Source organism: Nonomuraea sp. NPDC049141 (assembly GCF_040648415.1).
Taxonomy (GTDB): Bacteria; Actinomycetota; Actinomycetes; order Streptosporangiales; family Streptosporangiaceae; genus Nonomuraea.
This window is the reverse complement of sequence record NZ_JBEZDR010000052.1, coordinates 1-18,322: the sequence shown is the minus strand read 5'-3', so window position 1 is coordinate 18,322 and position 18,322 is coordinate 1. Positions and strand designations below refer to the sequence as shown.

The 18,322-nt window shown below is 67.3% G+C and carries 22 protein-coding genes, 2 tRNA genes and 1 pseudogene; 14 read left to right on the top strand and 11 right to left on the bottom strand.

The window, feature by feature from the left end:
• Positions 1 to 83: 83 nt before the first annotated feature.
• From AB0B91_RS63270 to AB0B91_RS63260, 3 genes are read left to right on the top strand one after another with little or no spacing between them, the layout of a single operon-like run.
• Complete coding sequence (locus AB0B91_RS63270; protein WP_358342598.1) at positions 84 to 1,253, top strand: replication initiator; 1,170 nt, start codon at positions 84 to 86, stop codon at positions 1,251 to 1,253.
• Positions 1,250 to 1,435, top strand: coding sequence for a helix-turn-helix domain-containing protein (locus AB0B91_RS63265; RefSeq protein ID WP_358342596.1), 186 nt, complete (start codon positions 1,250 to 1,252; stop codon positions 1,433 to 1,435). The genes AB0B91_RS63270 and AB0B91_RS63265 overlap by 4 nt, the downstream gene beginning before the upstream one ends.
• Positions 1,432 to 2,649: a site-specific integrase gene (locus AB0B91_RS63260; protein WP_358342594.1), complete on the top strand. Its 1,218-nt coding sequence runs from the start codon at positions 1,432 to 1,434 to the stop codon at positions 2,647 to 2,649. Before AB0B91_RS63265 ends, AB0B91_RS63260 begins: the two co-directional genes overlap by 4 nt.
• A gap of 101 nt (positions 2,650 to 2,750) precedes the next feature.
• On the opposite strand, the gene AB0B91_RS63255 is transcribed toward AB0B91_RS63260, so the two are convergent.
• Positions 2,751 to 2,823, bottom strand: a tRNA-Arg gene (locus AB0B91_RS63255).
• Between the two features lie 57 nt (positions 2,824 to 2,880).
• A complete protein-coding gene (locus tag AB0B91_RS63250) occupies positions 2,881 to 3,426 on the bottom strand; it encodes a hypothetical protein (protein WP_358342593.1) in 546 nt (181 codons plus the stop codon).
• Between the two features lie 125 nt (positions 3,427 to 3,551).
• On the opposite strand from AB0B91_RS63250, the gene AB0B91_RS63245 reads away from it, so the two are divergent.
• The 7 genes from AB0B91_RS63245 to AB0B91_RS63215 are packed head-to-tail and all read left to right on the top strand — an operon-like array spanning position 3,552 to position 8,699.
• Complete coding sequence (locus AB0B91_RS63245) at positions 3,552 to 4,691, top strand: histidine kinase (RefSeq protein WP_358342591.1); 1,140 nt, start codon at positions 3,552 to 3,554, stop codon at positions 4,689 to 4,691.
• 34 nt (positions 4,692 to 4,725) lie between these two features.
• Positions 4,726 to 5,352 (top strand): response regulator transcription factor, encoded by a 627-nt coding sequence (locus AB0B91_RS63240; protein WP_358342589.1) that lies wholly within the window; start codon positions 4,726 to 4,728, stop codon positions 5,350 to 5,352.
• Positions 5,353 to 5,362: 10 nt separating this feature from the next.
• Positions 5,363 to 5,677: a hypothetical protein gene (locus tag AB0B91_RS63235; RefSeq protein WP_358342588.1), complete on the top strand. Its 315-nt coding sequence runs from the start codon at positions 5,363 to 5,365 to the stop codon at positions 5,675 to 5,677.
• Complete coding sequence (locus AB0B91_RS63230; protein ID WP_358342586.1) at positions 5,674 to 6,198, top strand: hypothetical protein; 525 nt, start codon at positions 5,674 to 5,676, stop codon at positions 6,196 to 6,198. The genes AB0B91_RS63235 and AB0B91_RS63230 overlap by 4 nt, the downstream gene beginning before the upstream one ends.
• 1 nt (position 6,199) lies before the next feature.
• A complete protein-coding gene (locus AB0B91_RS63225; RefSeq protein ID WP_358342584.1) occupies positions 6,200 to 6,931 on the top strand; it encodes a prolipoprotein diacylglyceryl transferase family protein in 732 nt (243 codons plus the stop codon).
• Positions 6,928 to 8,469 (top strand): radical SAM protein, encoded by a 1,542-nt coding sequence (locus AB0B91_RS63220; protein WP_358342582.1) that lies wholly within the window; start codon positions 6,928 to 6,930, stop codon positions 8,467 to 8,469. The genes AB0B91_RS63225 and AB0B91_RS63220 overlap by 4 nt, the downstream gene beginning before the upstream one ends.
• Positions 8,466 to 8,699 (top strand): hypothetical protein, encoded by a 234-nt coding sequence (locus AB0B91_RS63215; RefSeq protein WP_358342580.1) that lies wholly within the window; start codon positions 8,466 to 8,468, stop codon positions 8,697 to 8,699. The genes AB0B91_RS63220 and AB0B91_RS63215 overlap by 4 nt, the downstream gene beginning before the upstream one ends.
• Here AB0B91_RS63215 and AB0B91_RS63210 read toward each other — a convergent pair.
• Genes AB0B91_RS63210 through AB0B91_RS63200 form a run of 3 tightly spaced genes read right to left on the bottom strand, consistent with a single transcriptional unit; the run spans position 8,683 to position 10,927 of the window.
• A complete protein-coding gene (locus tag AB0B91_RS63210) occupies positions 8,683 to 9,156 on the bottom strand; it encodes a MaoC family dehydratase (RefSeq protein WP_219534610.1) in 474 nt (157 codons plus the stop codon). The two genes, AB0B91_RS63215 and AB0B91_RS63210, sit on opposite strands and share 17 nt — an antisense overlap.
• A gap of 11 nt (positions 9,157 to 9,167) precedes the next feature.
• A complete protein-coding gene (locus AB0B91_RS63205) occupies positions 9,168 to 10,445 on the bottom strand; it encodes a hypothetical protein (protein WP_358342578.1) in 1,278 nt (425 codons plus the stop codon).
• Positions 10,442 to 10,927: a SigE family RNA polymerase sigma factor gene (locus AB0B91_RS63200; protein WP_358342576.1), complete on the bottom strand. Its 486-nt coding sequence runs from the start codon at positions 10,925 to 10,927 to the stop codon at positions 10,442 to 10,444. The genes AB0B91_RS63205 and AB0B91_RS63200 overlap by 4 nt, the downstream gene beginning before the upstream one ends.
• A gap of 218 nt (positions 10,928 to 11,145) precedes the next feature.
• Here AB0B91_RS63200 and AB0B91_RS63195 point away from each other — a divergent pair, with 218 nt between their 5' ends.
• Entirely contained in the window at positions 11,146 to 12,327 is a 1,182-nt protein-coding gene (locus AB0B91_RS63195; RefSeq protein WP_358342574.1) for an ATP-binding protein, read from the top strand.
• 98 nt (positions 12,328 to 12,425) lie between these two features.
• Here AB0B91_RS63195 and AB0B91_RS63190 read toward each other — a convergent pair whose 3' ends face one another.
• Positions 12,426 to 13,217, bottom strand: a complete 792-nt coding sequence (locus AB0B91_RS63190) for a MauE/DoxX family redox-associated membrane protein (protein ID WP_358342572.1) — start codon at positions 13,215 to 13,217, stop codon at positions 12,426 to 12,428.
• 5 nt (positions 13,218 to 13,222) lie between these two features.
• Complete coding sequence (locus AB0B91_RS63185; protein WP_358342570.1) at positions 13,223 to 14,164, bottom strand: hypothetical protein; 942 nt, start codon at positions 14,162 to 14,164, stop codon at positions 13,223 to 13,225.
• Positions 14,165 to 14,381: 217 nt separating this feature from the next.
• On the opposite strand from AB0B91_RS63185, the gene AB0B91_RS63180 reads away from it, so the two are divergent.
• Positions 14,382 to 14,888: a SigE family RNA polymerase sigma factor gene (locus tag AB0B91_RS63180; protein ID WP_358342568.1), complete on the top strand. Its 507-nt coding sequence runs from the start codon at positions 14,382 to 14,384 to the stop codon at positions 14,886 to 14,888.
• Here AB0B91_RS63180 and AB0B91_RS63175 read toward each other — a convergent pair.
• On the bottom strand, positions 14,845 to 15,339 hold the full coding sequence (locus tag AB0B91_RS63175; protein WP_358342566.1) for a MarR family transcriptional regulator: 495 nt from the start codon (positions 15,337 to 15,339) through the stop codon (positions 14,845 to 14,847). The two genes, AB0B91_RS63180 and AB0B91_RS63175, sit on opposite strands and share 44 nt — an antisense overlap.
• A gap of 103 nt (positions 15,340 to 15,442) precedes the next feature.
• Between AB0B91_RS63175 and AB0B91_RS63170 the strand changes: the two genes are divergently transcribed.
• Positions 15,443 to 16,006, top strand: a complete 564-nt coding sequence (locus AB0B91_RS63170) for a YceI family protein (protein WP_358342564.1) — start codon at positions 15,443 to 15,445, stop codon at positions 16,004 to 16,006.
• Positions 16,007 to 16,252: 246 nt separating this feature from the next.
• A tRNA-Ser gene (locus AB0B91_RS63165) sits at positions 16,253 to 16,341 on the top strand.
• An 84-nt stretch (positions 16,342 to 16,425) separates the two neighbouring features.
• On the opposite strand, the pseudogene AB0B91_RS63160 reads toward AB0B91_RS63165, so the two are convergent.
• The 3 genes and pseudogenes from AB0B91_RS63160 to AB0B91_RS63150 all read right to left on the bottom strand — a co-directional run.
• A pseudogene (locus tag AB0B91_RS63160) lies at positions 16,426 to 16,770 on the bottom strand (tyrosine-type recombinase/integrase); the annotation flags it as partial.
• Between the two features lie 74 nt (positions 16,771 to 16,844).
• Positions 16,845 to 17,294 (bottom strand): hypothetical protein, encoded by a 450-nt coding sequence (locus AB0B91_RS63155; RefSeq protein WP_358342562.1) that lies wholly within the window; start codon positions 17,292 to 17,294, stop codon positions 16,845 to 16,847.
• Positions 17,291 to 18,124: an IS5 family transposase gene (locus tag AB0B91_RS63150; RefSeq protein ID WP_358342560.1), complete on the bottom strand. Its 834-nt coding sequence runs from the start codon at positions 18,122 to 18,124 to the stop codon at positions 17,291 to 17,293. The genes AB0B91_RS63155 and AB0B91_RS63150 overlap by 4 nt, the downstream gene beginning before the upstream one ends.
• Positions 18,125 to 18,322: the final 198 nt, after the last annotated feature.

The following is an 18,322-nucleotide window of genomic DNA, read 5'->3' as shown; positions in this document are numbered from 1 at the left end:
TGAACGCCTTCCAGATCGCCTTCGAAGGCCGCCTCACCCCCGCCAACCTCTGAACACTTCAACAACCAAGATCAGCCGTTAAGTTGACACTCCCCGCCTCTCGCTGTCCCGCCTGCGCCGAGACCTACCGCTCCGACACCTACCACCTCATCCGCGCGGGCCTGATCGGCGGCAAAGGCGTCCCCGAAACCGTCACCACCCACCCGACGCTCTTCGTCACCCTGACCGCCCCGTCCTTCGGCACCGTCCACGCCCGCCGGGAGAAGAACGGCAAGGTCCTGCCCTGCCACGCCCGCCGCAACGCGGAAACATGCCCACACGGCCGCATGATGGCCTGCACAGAACAACACAGCGCAGACGATCCCCGCCTCGGCGAACCACTCTGCCCCAACTGCTACGACTACACCGGCTCCGTCCTGTTCAACGCCCTGGCCCCGCTGCTGTGGAAACGCTTCGCCGACTCCCTACGCCGCCACCTCGCCAAACTCGGCGGGCTTGCCCTCAAAGACCTCCGCCATCACCTCACGGTGTCGTTCGCCAAGGTCGCCGAATACCAGCGGCGCGGCGTCGTCCACTTCCACGCCGTCCTCCGCCTCGACGGCCCCAAAGGACCGGTATTCCCGCCTCCGGCCTGGGCCACCGCCGATGCCCTGACCCATGCTGTCCAGCACGCGGCAAGAGCAGTTTCTGCCACCGTCCCAGCCCACGGCGATCAGCCCGCGCGAGTGCTGCGCTGGGGCCATCAACTCGACATACGCCCCATCACCCTCGACGGCGACCTCACCGAACAAGCAGTCGCCGGCTACATCTCCAAGTACGCCACCAAAGCTGCCGAATGCGTCGGCACCCTCGACCGCCGCATCAACCCCCTCGACAACCTGGAAGCCTTCAACCTGCGCGACCACGCCCGCCGCCTCATCACCACTTGCATGCACCTCGGCGCAGTCGAAGAACTGGCCGAACTCCGGCTCATGGACTGGGCCCACATGCTCGGCTTCCGCGGCCACTTCTCCACCCGATCCCGCCGCTACTCCACCACCCTCGGCGCCCTCCGAGCAGCCAGAGAGCGCTTCGTTCACACCGAAGAGGTCACCCACGGACGCCTCCCACTCTTCGACGAGGACACCATCCTCGTCATCAGCGAATGGGAGTACGCAGGCCAAGGCCACTCCGCCGGAGACCAACTCCTCGCCGCCGCCCTCACAGGAAGGCCGCTGCCTGCGGCCGAACACCCCGTAGAGAGCCGCCCATGACCCGGCTCCTCCTCACGGTCCCTGAGGCCGCAGAAGCCCTGGCCATTTCGCGGAGCAAGCTCTACCGACTCATCTCCGCTGGCGCGGTCACATCGCTCCGCATCGACGGCTCCCGCCGCATCCCCGTCTCCGCTCTCACGGACTACATCACTCGCCTCGCCACGAAGGAGGAAGCAGCATGACCAAGACCCTCGTGGCCACCCCTGACGAGCAGCCTCGGAAGAAGATGGCGCCCAAACTCCGCGACGGCGTGATGAAGCGGGGAACGACCTGGTCCTACGTCATCCGCGTCAAGGACCCGGAAACCGGCGAAAGCCGTCCACGCTGGGTAAGCGGCTTCGCCACAGAGGACGACGCCAAGGCCGCCCGCGACGAAGCCCGCGTCAAGGCCCGGCGCGGCGAGTACATCGACCGCAACACCATCACAGTCGCCCAGTACCTCGATGAGTGGATCGAGGCTCACGCAGTCGAGATCAAGCCGAAAACCCTCAAGGACTACCGAGACATCATCACGCGGTACATCAAGCCCCACATGGGCAGTGCCCGTCTCCAGGCCGTACGCCCCTCGTCCGTGACCAAGCTCTACCGGGACCTGATGGCCCACGGCGGCAAGAACGGTCGCCCACTGTCTCCTCGCACCATCGAGTATGTCCACGCTGTCCTGCGCAAGGCATTCCGGGACGCCGTCGAGGTAGACGAGATCCTCTCGACCAGCCCCGTCGAGAAGGCGAAGCGCCCTCGCCGGGAGAGCAGCGAGCCCGGGGCAGTGTGGACCACCGCCCAGCTCAGGTCCTTCCTCACCGCAGCCCGGGACCACCGGCTGGGGGCCTTCTTCCACGTGGCCGCCTACACGGGCGCCCGCCGCGGGGAGCTGCTCCACCTCCGCTGGGCCGACGTCGATCTCGATGGCAGACAACTCACCATCACCGGCTCGGCGGCCTTCATCGACGGCGAGCGCATCGAGGGCACCACGAAGAGCGGCCGGAAGCGCATCGTCAGCATCGACGAGCAGACGGCCCAGGTCCTCCGCAACCAGCGAAAGATGCAGGTAGAGGACAAGCTGAAGGTCGGCCCTGAGTGGCGCGGCACCGGCGCGTACGTGTTCACCACCGGGTGGGGCGAGCCGATCCACCCGGACACCGTCAGCTCCCTCTTCCCGATCCTGATCAAGCGCCACAATGCCCACCACCCGAAGGACCCGCTACCCCATTCCCGACTCCACGACCTCCGCCACATCCACGCGACCACCCTGCTCCTGGCGGGCGTCCCGGTCCACGTCGTCGCGGCCCGTCTCGGCCACGCAGATCCCTCGATCACCCTCCGGGTCTACGCCCACGTGATCCGCGCAGCGGAAGCGTCGGCGGCGGACATCTTCGCCCAGGCGATCAACGAGTGAGCACCCCTTGTTAGCAGAGGTGTTAGCAAGATCCCGAGATTGTCTTGACAAACACAAAGGCCCGTTCCAGGTTTTCCCTGGTAACGGGCCTTGATGCTGTGTGCGGCCGGAGGTACTCGAAACCCCAACCTTCTGATCCGTAGTCAGATGCTCTATCCATTGAGCTACGGCCGCTCGCTGCGTGAACCAGCATAGCGGGTCCAGAGCCGTGCCTCGAACCAGAAACCGCCATCACGTTCCAGTAGACCCCACCTTCTTTGGCCAAAGGGTGTAGCTCAGTGGCCAGAGCAGGGCGATCAGTGGCACCTTCAGCATGCCGTACATGAAATCGATCAGTGCGCCCGTGCGGGACGGTTCGTTCACGAGCCAGACCAGGCCGAGCACAAGAACGCAGGCTATGGCGTACGCGAGGACGATGCGGAGCCAGAAGCCCCACTCGTAGCGGGTGCGTGCGCTGCCGCCCTCGGGTGGTTTCCAGGGAGGGGGGCCGTCGGCGAAGCGGTGGCGGAACTTGGCGTCGGCCCAGCGGATCGTTCGGTGGCCGAAGACGATGGAGTACGCCAGGTACGCGGCCGCCAGGCCGTGCCTCAGGTCGGCCGTGGCGCCGCCGCGCATGTCTATGACGGCTGCCGCCAGGAGGATCACGTCCAGGAGCGGTACGCAGATGAGGAGGGCGGTGCTGAGTCGGCGGCGGTTCCAGAGGTAGCGGCTCGCGAGGCCGAGTCCGAGCAGGAGCCAGAAGCCGACTTCGCAGCCGATCAGGATGGCGACAATCACGCATCCCATCCTTTTCCACTCTTCTGCGCGGCACATCGTCAGTGAAGACGAGCCTGTGGATACATCGAAGTGTTTATCCACAGGCGGACCCACGAAGGAGTGAACCGGGGCCGGACGGTGGTGGGATGGGGGACATGAAACGGGAGGCGTCGTGGGCCGGGCTGGCCTTCGTCGTGGGCCTGCTCCTGATCGTGGGTGGGGCCTACAGTCATCGCGGGGTGCCCGCGGGGTGGCTGGTGGTGCCGCTGGCATTCGTGTGTTCGGCGGTTGTGGTCCGGCAGCGGGCTCCGCTGGTGGGGCTGGGCTTGGGGACTGTGGGGATCGGGGTTGATCTGTTTTTAGGGCCGTCGTTGCCGACTGTCCTGATATTTACGGACAACGTGTATGCGGCGGCGTTGTATGGGCCGGCGCGGTTCTCACGGTGGTTGCTGGGGATCGCCTCTGTGCTGGCGGTGTTGGCCGGGGCCGCGGCGGGGGTCGTGGCACGTGACTGGCGGGCGCTGGCGGTGATCGGGATTCAGGCGGGGCTCGTGCTGATCACGCCGGTGACCACGGCCATGGTGTTACGCCAGCATCGCGACCAGGCCGCGGCCGAACGCGCCAGGGCTGAGCAGGTGGCGCGGCTTGCCGAGCTCGACCGGCAGGCGGCGATCGCGACGGAGCGTACGCGGATGGCCCGGGAGCTGCATGACATGATCGCCAACCACTTCAGCGCGATCGCCATCCAGTCAACGGGCGCGCTGTCGCGTAGGGATCTGGATGCGGCGGCCGTACGGAAGATCATGGAGTCCGTTCGGGAGAACAGCCTGAAAGGGCTGGCCGAGATGCGGACCATGATCGGACTGTTGCGGCAGGAAGGGGACGAGCCTGACGCCACCCGGCCGCGACTGGCCGACGCCGAGAGTCTGGTCGAGCGGTCGCGGCGGGCGGGGATGACGGCTGATCTACGTGTTGAGGGAGAGGCGCGGGAGCTGTCTCCGGCGGTCGATCTGGCCGGCTATCGGATCTTGCAGGAGGCGCTGACCAATGCGCTCAAGCACGGCGGGCGGCCGGTTGCGGTCGAGGTCGTCTATGAGCCGGAGCAGGTGACGGTGGCTGTGGATAACCCTGTGGATGGACGTACGGCTCGGCTGCCCGGCGCTGGAGCGGGGATCGTCGGGATGAGAGAGCGGGCCGCGTTGGTCGGGGGGTCGTTCGAGGTTGGGGCGGACGGGGGTTCGTGGCGGGTCAGGGCCACGCTGCCCACACCGGGAAAGGGTCCATGAACGCGTGCGCGGTGAGTAGGGAACGAGTGGTGGGATGACGATCAAGGTGCTGGTCGCGGACGATCATGCGGCTGTCAGGGCGGGGCTGGTGCTGATTCTCGGTGGGGCGCCGGACATCGAAGTCGTCGGGGAGGCGGCCGATGGTGAGCAGGCGGTGGAGTTGGCTCGTGAGACCCGGCCCGACGTGGTGTTGATGGATGTGCGGATGCCGAAACTCGACGGCATCTCGGCGACCAGGGAGCTCGCCGGGGTGGCCGATGTGTTGATTTTGACGACGTTCGATGTGGATGAGTATGTGTTCGGGGCGTTGCGGGCGGGGGCGGCGGGGTTCCTGGTGAAGAACACCGACGCGGATTCGCTGATCGCGGCGGTGCGGCTGGTGGCCAGGGGTGATGGGCTGATCTCGCCCACGGTCACGCGGCGGTTGATTGCGGCCTTCGCCGAGCAGCCGGTACGCAAGGATCAGCAGGTGGAGGGGTTGACGCCGCGCGAGCAGGAGGTGCTGGCCTGCGTCGGGCGCGGGCTGTCCAATGCCGAGATCGCCAAGGAGCTCGACATGGCTGAGGCGACCACCAAGACGCATGTGAGCCGGGTGTTGAACAAGCTGGGTCTCAAAAGCCGGGTGCAAGCGGCGATTTATTACTCGGAGGGCCCCCGCTAGTCTGAAGGTCGTGACCATGCCACCGCCTCCTCAGCCGCCGCGGCCGACGGGCTTGATCGTCGGCTTGGCGTTCGCCGGAGCTTTTGGGTACTGGGTCCTCAATGTGGTCGTCGGCATTATCGCCTTGAGCGCGGGGTCGGCGGTTGCGATCGGGGTGGGCGCGGGGTTCCTGGCTGTGGTCGGGCTCGGTGCGGGGATCGTGCTCGTGGTGCTGCGTAAGCCGTGGACGCTGGGGGTGGGGCTGGGGTTGATGATCGGATGGGCGCTCGCCTCGATCGTCACGGCCGGCTACTGCACGGGGCTGAATCCGGGCATGTACGCATGACCGCACCGGCACCGGACGGCCACGACGAAGGGGCGCCACCACTCGGAGGAAGCGCCCCGACCTTGGAGGACAAAAGCGACGGAGGGCCGCCCGGGCAAACCGGCGGGCCTCAGCCTCGGCAAGCCGACGACCCGCCACCCGGACAAACCAGCGGACCTGCGCCCCAGCAAGCCGACGGACCGCCGCCCGGGGAGAAACCGAAGCGGCCACCCACCGGCAAGTCCATCGCTCTGATCATCGGGCTGGCGTTCGCCGGCCTGGTCGCCTACAGCATCGTCAACGCCATCCTAGGCATCCTGATCTTCGTCAGCACCCTGGACCAGAACGGTCCGAACCACCCCATCATCATCTCCTGCACGATCTTCCTCGCCCTCCTCGGCCTGGGCGCCGGAGCGGGACTGCAGTTCCTGCGCAAACCATGGGCCACCGGCCTGGGCCTGGGGTTCCTGATCGGCTGGGTGCTGTGGACGATCCTGTCCGCCGGGATCGTCACCGGCGTCAGCCCGGACCTGTACACCTGACATGCCCCTCCACGAGATCTTCGTCGGCCTGGGGGTGCTGGTCGCGTCCGTGGTCTTCGTGCACGAAGCCCGCCGACGCGGCGCGCTGAACGAGCAGTCGCTGGTGGCCGTGACCGGTGCCCTGGTCGGCGGCGCGATCGGGATGCGGCTGGCGGGCTGGCTGGAGACGCTGAACCTGTCCGACCTCTGGCTGTACGGTTCGCGGAGCATCCTCGGCGGCTTGACCGGCGCCTACATAGGCGTACTGATCGCCAAAAGGATCATCGGCTACAAGCAGCGCACCGGCGACCTGTTCGCCCCGGCGGTGGCGCTGGGCATGGCGGTGGGCCGGATCGGCTGCCATCTGACCGAGGCGCCGGGCCGTCCGACCGAGCTGCCCTGGGGCGTACACGCTCCCCCGACGACGCCCGAGTGCCCCGGCTGCCTGACCGGCCAGGCCATGCACCCGTCGTTCATCTACGAGATCATCTTTCAGCTCGCCGTGTTCGCCGCCTTGCTCTGGGCGCGGAGGCGGCTCACTGAGCCGGGTGAGCTGTTCACGCTGTACCTGGCCGCGTACGCCGTCTTCCGCTTCCTCGTCGAGTTCACCCGCGCCAACGAGACCGTCTGGCTCGATCTCACCAGGCCGCAGTGGTTCCTGATCCCCGGCCTGCTGCTGCTCGCCCTGAGGCTGCGGTACGGCTGGCGGCGCGGCCACTACGATCCCCTCTTCAAGCGGAAAGTCATGACATGAGCACCGGAATGGGCCTGCGGGGTGACCGCATCCTCAGGTACGTCAACGCCTTCTGTCCCCACTGCCACGGCCAGGACCTGGAGCGGGTCGAACGGCTGAGCGGCTACCTGACCGTCCGCGACGAGCGGGTGTGGCTGGAGCGCGGCTGCCGCGAACACGGCCTAGTCAGGACTCTCTACGACGAAGACCCAGAAATCCTGGCATATCTCGAGGAATGGACCGCACCCACAAAGCACCACATGCCGGATATGACCGGCAACTTTAAGCAGGTCCCCGCCGCCTACCTCCAAGGGCTGCCCGAGATGCAGACCCAGCACACCTGCATCCTGCTCGAAGACATCGCCGAAGCCTGCAACCTGCGCTGCCCCACCTGCTTCGCCGACAGCTCCCCCGACCTGACCGGCATCGTCCCCATCACCGACATCCTGACGAACGTCGACCAGCGCCTGGCCCGCGAGAACGGCCGGCTCGACGTTCTCATGCTCAGCGGCGGCGAGCCCACCCTCCACCCCGAGCTCGCCCAACTGCTCGCCGAGCTCCACCAGCGCCCCGTCACCCGCATCCTGATCAACACCAACGGCGTCCTCATCGCCAGGGACGACACCCTGCTCGACCTCCTCACCGAGCACCGCGAACGGGTGGAGGTCTACCTCCAGTACGACGGCAGCTCGGCCGAAGCGTCGAAGCACCACCGCGGCGGCGACCTCCGGCACCTCAAGGCGCAGGCCGTACAACGGCTGTCGGAGCGGGAGATCTTCACCACGCTGGTGATGACCGCCGCGCTCGGCGTCAACGACGGGGAGATCGGCGACGTCGTACGGCTGGCGCTCGACACGCCGTTCGTCGGCGGTGTGTCGCTGCAGCCGCAGTTCGGCTCGGGCAGGTCGGGACCGATCGACCCGATGGACCGCCTCACTCACACCGGCGTGCTCAAGCGGCTCGGCCCGCAGACCGACGGCCTGGTGACCTGGCGCGACCTCACCGCGCTGCCCTGCTCGCATCCGCACTGCTGCTCGGTCGGCTACCTGATCCGCGACGACTCACAGCAGTGGCGTTCGCTGGTCGCGCTGATCGGCCACGACCGGCTCAAGGCGAACCTGGGCCTGGTCTCCAACCGCATCGCCGACACCGAGATCCCCCGCGAGCTGCGGCTGGCCGTACAGGAATCGCTTCTCGGACTGCTGTCCGAACAGTCGTCACTGTCGCACCCGCAGATCGGCGACCTGTGGCGGGACATCTGCGAGAACTGCGACCTCGGCGTGTCCACGCTGCTCACGCTGGCCTCTTCGGCGCTGCCGGGCAGGCGGAAGAAACTGCGCAAACTGCTCGGCGAGCGGGTGGTGCGGGTGACGGTCAAGCCGTTCATGGACATCTCAACCATGATCGAGGAGCGGCTCACGCAGTGTTGCGTGCACGTCGGCACCCGGGCCGAGCAGGACCAGTGCGCGCCGTTCTGCGCGGTGCAGGCCTGGCCGCAGTTGTCGGAGCAACGGCTGTCGGCGGTGGCCTCCAGACCTCAGCTCAAGGTGGTCACGTGAAGGATCCGCTCCGGTTGTGCGTGTACGCGACCGTCGCGCTGCTGGCCTGGCTGCTGGGGCCGTGGGCAGTGCTGGGGTTCGCGGTCCTCGGGTTCGCCGGGTACTGGAAGGCGCGCCGGGCCGGGCTGACCCAGAGCAAGTGCGTGCTCAAGGACACCCGGCTCGTACTGGCCTATCTCGGGCTGCTGGCGCTCGTCGCGGCGGCGGCGATCATCAATTCCCTGCGGTGAACCCATCGGGGATGTACAGGCTGAGCGTCTCGGCGATGCAGGCGGGGCGCCTCTCGCCCTCGATCTCGATCGTCATCTTCAGGTTGGACAGGTAGCCGGCGGGCGTGCCCTTGACGTCGCTCAGCTCGCCCAGCGCCCTGACCCGCGCGCCGACCGGCACCGGCCTGGGGAACCGCACCTTGTTCAGGCCGTAGTTGACGCCCATCTGGATGCCCTCGACGCGCACCAGCTCGAACATGAACGACGGCAGCAGCGACAGGCTCAGGTAGCCGTGCGCGATCGGGCCGCCGAACGGCCCTTCCTTGGCCCGCTCCACGTCGACGTGGATCCACTGGTGGTCGTCGGTGGCGTCGGCGAAGAGGTTGACCTGCTCCTGAGTGATCGTGCGCCACTCGGTCGGGCCGAACTTCTCGCCGACGGCCGCCTTGAGTTCCTGTACGTTCGCGAAGGTCCGCATGGCTCCGAACGCTATTGCGCGGGCGGGACGGCTGCCAAGTTGAGCACCCAGTACTTGTCGGGGTTGTTCCCCTTCGTGGTGCCCCAATAGAGGACCGTACTGGGCTCCAACGAGTTGCTGCCGATCCAGCTACCGGGCTTCTCGATGCGTGCCACGTTGCCGGTGTTCAGGTCGTACACGGAATCGCCTGCTCGCAGGAAGCGATCGAGGACGGGATACGGCCTGGGCCCCCCGATGAATCCGAATCCAGGCACCTTCCCGATTCTGGTCCCGTCGAGGCGCTGGAAGAAGGCAGCGCCGCCCTGGCGGCCGCTACACCAGACCGGCCCGCATCGCACGCCCTTCATCTTGTCCTTGATCACAACCTTGGTCACGGTCCCATCGGCCAGGTTGACGATCTTGGACTGGTTGCGGTCAGGCTCAATGAACACGTTGCCAGCATCGCCCGCCCACGGCCAGCTGATCAGGTGCAGCCCATCAGTTTTAGGCACGCGATTGGGGGCACCGTCGGCGAACGGCTTCCGGTATACGCCGCCCTTCCGCGTCGACCAGACGATGCTCTCGCCGTCCGTCCCGACGGTCTCGACGTCCGCGGCGGCGCCGGTCAACGTGACGGCCAGCTTGGCCTTGCCGCCGGACAGCGGGGCCCACCAGAGCTCGGCGATCCAGGTCCCGTTCTTCTTCGCGGTGGTGGACCAGACGACGTTCCTGCCATCGGTCGAGGCGGCTGCCTGGAAGTATCCCTTCAGTCCCGGGGTCCTCGGGACCTCTGTCACCACCCGGAACTTACCGGTCTTGGTGTCGTACACCTCGATCCTGCCGGCCTTACCGACCGAGGGCTCCGCCTTGAGCAGCACCTCGGTGGCGCCGATGCCGGTGATCGGCCGGTAACGCCAGCCGTCGGCGTTCTTCGCGGGCATCTGGAAGAGCGCCTGCGGCCAGAGCTTCGCGACCGGTATCCCCTGCGGCTTAGCAGTCATGGTCGTTGTCACCGTGACCTCCGGACCGGGAGTCGGAGTCACTTTCTTACTGGGACGCGGCCGAGCCTCGGTCGTCACCGTCGTGGCCGGCCGGGCGGCCGCCTCTTCTCCGCCCCCGCTGGAGAAGGCCCCTCGGGCGACGACCGTACTCGTGCCCACCACCGCGACCACCGCGGCCGCCGCGAGCAGTTGCGCGCGTCGTCTGGTCCGCCGGCGCCTGCGTTTGTTGACTCCGGCGATCAGGTCGAGCTCGGGCGCCCGACCCGCCGCATCGCGCAGCGTCCCGCCCAGTTCGTCCTCTGTCCTCATGCCCGTCCCCTTTCCAGCACAGCGGGCCGGATCCGGAGCGTGGCGAGCGCCCGGTATGCCTGGCTGCGCACAGTTCCCCGTGAGATGCCGAGGATCGCGGCGATCTCCCCATCCGGCAGGTCCTCGTAGTAGCGCAGGACCAGCACGGTCCGCTGCTTCCTGGGCAGCGTCGCGAGCTCCTTCCAGAGCTCGCCGAAGGAATGTCTGTCGTGATAGATGCCTTCGGGGACGTCGTCGGTCAGGTGCTCCCTGCGCCGCCGGCGCCACCAGCTGATGTGCTGACGGGCCATGGTCGTGCGTACGTACGCCTCGGGGCTGTCCTTGTTGCGGACCCGGTTCCAGGTGTCGCTCAGCTTGAGCAGCGCCTCCTGGACCAGATCAGCGGCGTCCTCGGCGTTGCCGGTGAGCACGTAGCCGTACCTGATCAGAGCCGAACCCCTGGCCCGGACGAATTCCTCGAACTCCACATCACCGGGACGCATGAGCCGCCCGCTCTGTTGCAAAGATCTTTACTCGAAACCATCGCGCACGTGTTCGAGTGCGCGCTACAGTTCTCGGTACCGACTCGAACAAGGGTTCGGCCTGGTGGGAGGGGGTGTGTCCGATGACGATACTGGCGACGGCCCCTGCTCGGACACGCCGTAGCGCTTTCTTCCCAAATCTAAGACGGCCGCTATATCCCGCAATAAAGTCCGAGAGCGTGGACCCCGTGCGCAATCCTTACGCCCCCGGAGCCGGACAGCGTCCGCCGGAGCTCGCCGGGCGCGACCGCGAGCTGCAGCAGTTCGAGGTCGTGCTGGAGCGGGTGGCCCGCGGCCGTCCCGAGCGCAGCATGGTCGTCACCGGCCTGCGCGGCGTCGGCAAGACCGTGCTCCTCAACACGTTCAAGTCCATGGCGATGCAGCGGCTGTGGGGCACGGGCAAGATCGAGGCCCGGCCCGACCAGTCGATCCGCCGTCCCGTCTCGGCCGCGCTGCACATGGCGATCCGCGAGCTGGCTCCCCGGCATCGCGCGCCGGAGCGCATCGAGCAGTTCCTGGGCGTGCTCAAGGCGTTCGCGATGCGCGACCCGGCCGCCGCCAAGGGCACCTCGCACTGGTCGCCCGGGATCGAGGTGCCGGCCAGCCGTGGCCGCGCCGACTCCGGCGACCTTGAGATCGACCTCACCGAGCTGTTCGTCGACGCCGCGAGCGTGGCCACCGATCTGGGCGTCGGCATCGCGCTGTTCATCGACGAGATGCAGGACGTGCAGCCCGCCGACGTCTCGGCGCTCTGCGCCGCCTGCCACGAGCTGTCGCAGTCGGGCGGGCCGCTGATCGTGGTCGGCGCGGGCCTGCCCCACCTGCCGAGCGTGCTGTCGGCCAGCAAGAGCTACTCCGAGCGGCTCTTCCGCTACGCCCGCATCGACAAGCTCGACCGCGAGGCGGCCGACCTCGCGCTGATGCTGCCGGCGCGGGAGGAAGAGGTCGAGTTCACGCAGGACGCCCTCGACGCCCTTTACGAGGCGGCCGACGGTTATCCCTACTTCGTCCAGGCGTACGGGAAGGTCGCCTGGGATCTGGCGCCGCGCAGCCCGATCACCCTCGACGACGTCAAGGTGTCCGCGCCCGAGGCCGAGGAGGAGCTCGCGGTGGGCTTCTTCGGCAGCCGTTACGAGCGGGCCACCCCGGCGGAGCGCGACTACATGCACGCCATGGCGCAGATCGGCGACGAGCCGGTCGCCACCGCCGAGGTGGCCGACGCGCTGGGGCGCAAGCCGTCCAGCCTGTCACCCGCCCGCGACAGCCTCATCAAGAAGGGGCTCATCTACAGCGCTGAGCGCGGTCTGATCGCGTTCACCGTGCCGCATTTCGGGAGGTTCCTGCGTGCCCAACCGATCTAGGCGACACCCCTAGTCCTCTATTGGGCTGTCTAGTGGGGAAGCTAGATAGCCCAATAGAGTCATATCCTCTGTCGAGGGTTCTATAGCGCTGTCTAGCGTCAGGCCGATACAGGCGTATAGACCGGCATAGCGCCGCTGTCCTCCGCGTTGACCACGGCCACCCGTACGGCCGGGCGCCGCCCGCTGAGATAGACCGCGAACACGACGTCGGCCCCATCCCGCCGCTCGAAGGCGAAGAAGCGCCAGCACAGCTCGCGCCAGCTGTCGTACGGCTCCGCCGCGGTGAGTTGGTCCCGGTGCTGGCGCCAGGGGCCGCTCGACCGGAGCCTGGCCAGCGTGACCTCCACGGCCGGGCCCCGGCGCTGCTCGCACGGCGCCCGATAACGCAGCCGATCCGCCAGCTCCTCAAGCTCGGGCGACAGTACGAGGAGCACGACCACCCCGGCGGCCACGAACCACGAGGGCTGCGCGAAGGCGAGCCAACCGGGCTCCTCAGCCCATAGCGACAGCACGGCCATCCCGGTGAGCACCATGGTCCTGGCGACCGAGCGCAGCCCGACGGGTGCCCCGCTCACCTCGCCGAAGCATCCGCATCCCGCATCGGGCCGCCGCCTGCGTACCTCCAGCAGCACGTACGTACACATGGCGAAGAACGCGACCGCCGCCCACCTGAAGACCGGGGACGTACTCACCAGCAGCCCCGTCGCGATCACCAGCTCACCGATGGCGCAGACGACCAGCATCGGCACCTCGATGCGAGCGGGCATCAGCGCCGCCGGCCCCAGCCGGGCCAGCGAGCCCATCTCCCCGCCCGAACGCACGGTGAGCACCTTCGCCACCGCCCCCAAGACGAGCAGCACGATCAGAGCAGGCAGCTGCGATGCCAGCACGAGCGTCACCCCAATCCGATCTGCGCGTTGAAGCACCCTTTGACCAGGTCGCCGCCCAGCTCCACGTACGAGAAGGGCGACAGCTCGACGATCCGCCCGCGAGGAGAGGTGTCGCACTCGACGCATCGGTCGCAGAAGCGCCCGGCCACGCAACCACACGCCACGATCGGCACGTTAGCGGATCGATCGGCACAGGCGTTCCGAACCTGCAGCATCGACCCGATGGCCAGGTACGGCAGGCCCACGCACGACACCTCGGCGTCCGGGCAGCCCACATCGGAGCGCTCCACCATGGGGTAGGCGGCCCCCCGATCCTCCTCGTCGAAGGCGTCGGACCAGGTCGCGGTCCCGGAGATGCGTGACTGCAGGCCGGCGTAGGCGGGCGGCGGAGCGGGGACCGCCCGCGCCGGATAGGCGGGCTGCGAGGTCGCCGGCAGCAGAGCCAGACTCACCCCGTCCTTTCTGATGCCGATCGCGTCGAACAGGAACCCCGGCTCGAACCGCGCATGGCGTACCAGGATGCGGCCGGTTGCGCGGTAGGGCACGACGATCGTCCGGCGGCCCCGGTGCGGCCCGCAGTCGAGCTTGACCGTCACGTCCTTACGTCCCTCGACGGACAGGATGGTCCCGGTCATCCGGGTGATGCCGGCCCAGAACCGCTCGACCACCCGGCCGTCGCGCAGCGTGCGCATGATGACCGTCGAGCCCACCGGCAGATCGCCCGGCACCAGGTCGCCGCCATGCCAGGCGGTGGCCCACGGCGCGATGACGAGCCGCTCTTCGTCGCCTTCGGGGGTCTCGATGATGACCAGGTGCGGGCTGATGTCGCGGATGTCCCCCATGACCGCGCGCAGCGGATCCCCTTGCTCGGGACCTGGGGCGCCGGCTTCCCGGCCCAGTGCCGCAGCCGCGAGCACCCGGCGGCGTTCCACGCTCGGATACCCCATCAGTCCCTCCCTGGTCGCGCTTATAGCGTCACACGACTCCGAGGGCTGCTTCGCCGTACCCATGCATAGAGAGCAAAATACGCACCCCTCGGGACAGAAGTTGACCCTCGGCGACATACAAACCGCCACCGACCTTGACCTACCTTTATCGTCGGCGGGCCGAATCCTGAATTCCGGTTACGCCCGATCTCGGCCTTTGGCTGCGATTCTGGCCAGGATGCAGACCTTCAGGTGGGAAGAGGAGTTCCGCGAGTACGTCATTACGCGCGGGCCCGCCCTGCTGCGCACCGCCCACCAGCTCACCGGACATCCGCTGGACGCGGAGGATCTGCTGCAGAACGCGCTTACCAAGACGTACCTCGCATGGGACCGCATCCAAGACAGGGCCGCGCTCGACGGATATGTACGGCGGGCGATGGTCAACATCAACATCTCGCAGTGGCGGCGGCGCCGACTGGAGGAGTACCCGTCAGAGGACCTGCCGGAGGTCGCCCCGGAGCCCGAAGCCTGCGGTGACGTACACGAACTCCTGGAGCAGGCATTGTTTCGGCTGCCCACCCGGATGCGGGCCGCGATCGTGCTGCGCTTCTACGAGGACATGACCGAGCCGGAGATCGCCAGAACGCTGGGCATCACCCTGGGCACGGTCAAGAGCACGATGTCGCGCGCCATGGCCAAGCTCAGGGCTGAGCTGGGCATTCTTCCTCGACAGCCCCCACCGTAGCGCAGGGCCGTACGACCTCCCGGATCCTGCGGAGGGTGGCCAGGAAGACTTCCAGCTCCTCCGCGCTGAGCAGGCCGGTCAGGCACGTGTCGATGTCCTCGAGGTGGCGGGGCAGCACCGTTTCGAGCTTCTCCCGCCCGGCGTCGGTGAGCGTGGCGTAGGACGCCCGCCGGTCGGTGGCGCAAGCTACCCTGGCGACCAGGCTGTCGCGTTCGAGCCGGTCGACCACCCTGGTCACGCCGCTCGTGGACAGGCCGGTCTGAGCGGCCAGATCGCTCATCCGCAGGCTTTGCCGGGGAGAGCGCCCGAGCCGCAGCAGCGTCTCAAAATCGATATCGGACAGCCCGGCAGCGTTGAACACCGGCTGCAGCCGGGCTGTAAGACCTGCGTGAACCTCCGCCAGCAGGCCCATGGCCGTCAACCGGGGGTCGTCAATGTTGACCACGTTCATACTGTAGCGGACGATAGTTGACGCGAGGAATATTCCTCGTGTAGACATTTGTTGCCGCAGACATCCGCACAGCAAGCACCTAACCCCTTCTGAGGAGAACCCCATGACCACCCGCACCTGGGAAGGCCTGACCGTCCCCGCCGCCGGCACCTACAACCTGGACGTCGCGCACAGCCGCATCGGTTTCGTCGTCAAGCACATGATGGTCAGCAAGGTGCGCGGCAGCTTCGGCGACTTCACCGGCTCCGTGACGATCGCCGAGAACCCGCTCGAGTCGTCCGCCGAGCTCACGATCAAGACCGAGAGCCTCACCACCGGCGTCGCCGACCGTGACGGCCACCTGCGCAGCGACGACTTCCTGTCGACGGAGAAGTACCCGGCGATCACCTTCACGAGCACCCGCGTGGTGAGCCACTCGGGCGACGAGTTCACCGTCGTCGGTGACCTGACGATCCGCGACGTCACCAAGGAGATCGAGCTCACGGTCGAGTACGGCGGCGCCGGCACGAACCCGTGGGGCCAGGCGGTGTGGGGCTTCTCCATCACCAGCGAGTTCGACCGCGAGGACTTCGGACTGACCTGGAACCAGGCTCTGGAGACGGGCGGCGTTCTGGTCGGCAAGAAGATCAAGGTTGAGATCGAGGGCGAGGCCAACCCGGCCGCGTAACCCCGCTGACCCCTTAGGACCCCTTTGACCTCGAGATTCGCGCGCCGGACCCGCTCGTCGGGTCCCCGCGCCGGACCTCCGCGCTGAGCCCGTCCCGGCATGCCTTGGGGCGGGCTTGCTGTCTGCCGTGTTGTCCACAGGGAGTTATTCACAGGCAGTGGATAACCTTTGGATAAGCTGGGATGGGGAACGACTTTGCTGCCTTGGCAGAAGGCCGGTACGCTGTCCTGAGCCGCGTGGCTACCAGGAGGATTCGCCTAGTCAGGTCTATGGCGCCGCACTGCTAATGCGGTTTGGTGGCAACACCATCCGGGGTTCAAATCCCCGATCCTCCGCAGGTGAGAGGCCCTCGCCCCGTTCTTGGGGAGAGGGCCTTTTGATCTTTGCGGGTGTCGTAGTTGCAGTGCTAGTTGCAACGGCTACGGGTTTCCCCAGAGAGCGGAGGCCAGACGCTCCCCCGCGTCGCGCATCAGCGGCGTGGATACGTGGGTGTACCGCTCGGTGGTGGTCACGCGGGTGTGGCCGAGTACTTGCTGTACGACCCGGATGTTCACGCCCTGCTCGATGAGGAGCGTGGCGGCGGTGTGCCGAGCATCGTGCACTCGGACGTCTCGGACGCCGGCCTGCTTGAGAATGGCCTTCCACAGCTTCCAGTCCTCGGTGCGTTCGATGGGAGTGCCGTGCTTGGTGGCGAACACCAGGTCATGGTTCTCCCAGCCCTCCCCCGCCTTCATGCGCTCGGCGTCCTGGATCTCGCGGTGTCCTTTGAGTGGGCATTGCGCGAGTTGATGCCCCTTTCGTCCTTTGCCTTGGGGAAGGCGGGCTGGTCAGGGCGTTATCAGCTGGGCCGGGGGCGTGGCTGAGCGAACAATCCTGGCTCGGTCTCGACCAGAATGCCCTGGTTGACCAGGCGCTTGAGCTTGGCGCGGATGTTCTCGGTGTTCTTCTTCGCGATGGGCAGGTCCAGCGCCTGGCAGAGGTCACGAGCTCGTAGTGGGCGGCCGTGGTCGGCGAAGACGTCCAGAATCTGTCGGTAGGCGGGGTGGTCGGGGACCACGGGGGGCGGTGGGGCCGGCTTGGGTCCGGGTTCGTCGGTGAGGGACAGCAGGGTCTTTCGGGTGATCCGCAGGTGCTCGATCGTTTCGTGCAGTTCGCCGAGGTGCGCGGCCATGGCGTCAATCTCCGCCTGGGTCTGCTCGATCTGGCCGGTCAGGGCCCGCTCGCGGGCGTCGATCTTGTTCAACAGCCACGTGCCGGGGTCCGGTTGCTGTGCATCTGGCCTGGTCATGTCGACCGCCACGACGGTGCGGGGGCGCGGGTCAGCCGGCGAGACATCACGTCGCTCATCGCCCAGTACACCCGTGATTCGGAGCTGGCCGGCAGGTGTTCATAGTCGCGGACCAGACGCCGGTGCAGCATCAAGGTGCCGTACGTCTGCTCGACGATCCATCGTTTCGGCTGGGGGACGAACCCCTGGTCGGCGGGGTTGCGTTCGACGATCTCCACGTCGATCCCGAGCCCGGCCCCATGGTCGACGACCGTGTTCTTGAACCCCTGATCGACCAGGGCTTTGGTCACCGTGCCGGAGGTCTGGGCTGCGACCCGGTCCAGCAGAGCGGTCCCGGCGGTGTTCTCGTGCGCCGAGGCGGCCAGCACAACCACCGCGACGACCAGGCCGAACACGTCCACGGCCAGCCCTCTCTTGCGGCCCGGCACCTTCTTGGCCGCGTCCCTGCCCGTCGTAGCGGCGGGGACCCCGGCCGCCACACGGACGCTCTGGGTGTCCAGCACCACCAGACTCGGATCGGCTAATCGTCCCTTCTGCTCCCGCATGTGCCAGCGCAGCAGATCATGGATCTTCTGGGAGGTGCCGTCGTCACGCCACTTGGCGAAGTAGTAGTAGGTCGCGCTGCCGGGCGGCAGGTCGTGTGGCAGGTAGTCCCACTGGACGCCGGTCCGCCCCTGGTAGAGGAGCGCGTTCACGATTTCGCGCATCTCGTATTTGCCCTGGTGGCCGCTGACGGAGCGATGCGCGGCCTTCCACGCCGTGATGATCGGCTCGATCAACGCCCATTGCTCGTCGGATAAGTCGCTCGAGTACGGCTTGCGCTCACTCACCCGGCCATCCCAGCACATCCGAGCCCACCGACCGGCGATAACGCTACAGATCCACTTGATCACACTGCGACATCATGGACATCAACTCGCACAACGCCCTCTTAGTGGGCGTTTAGGCATGGCTCGTTGGCATGTGCCCGCTTTGTGGTCGCAGGCTTTTGGGCTCTTCGTCCTATAGGTATAGATTTGCTCATTCCT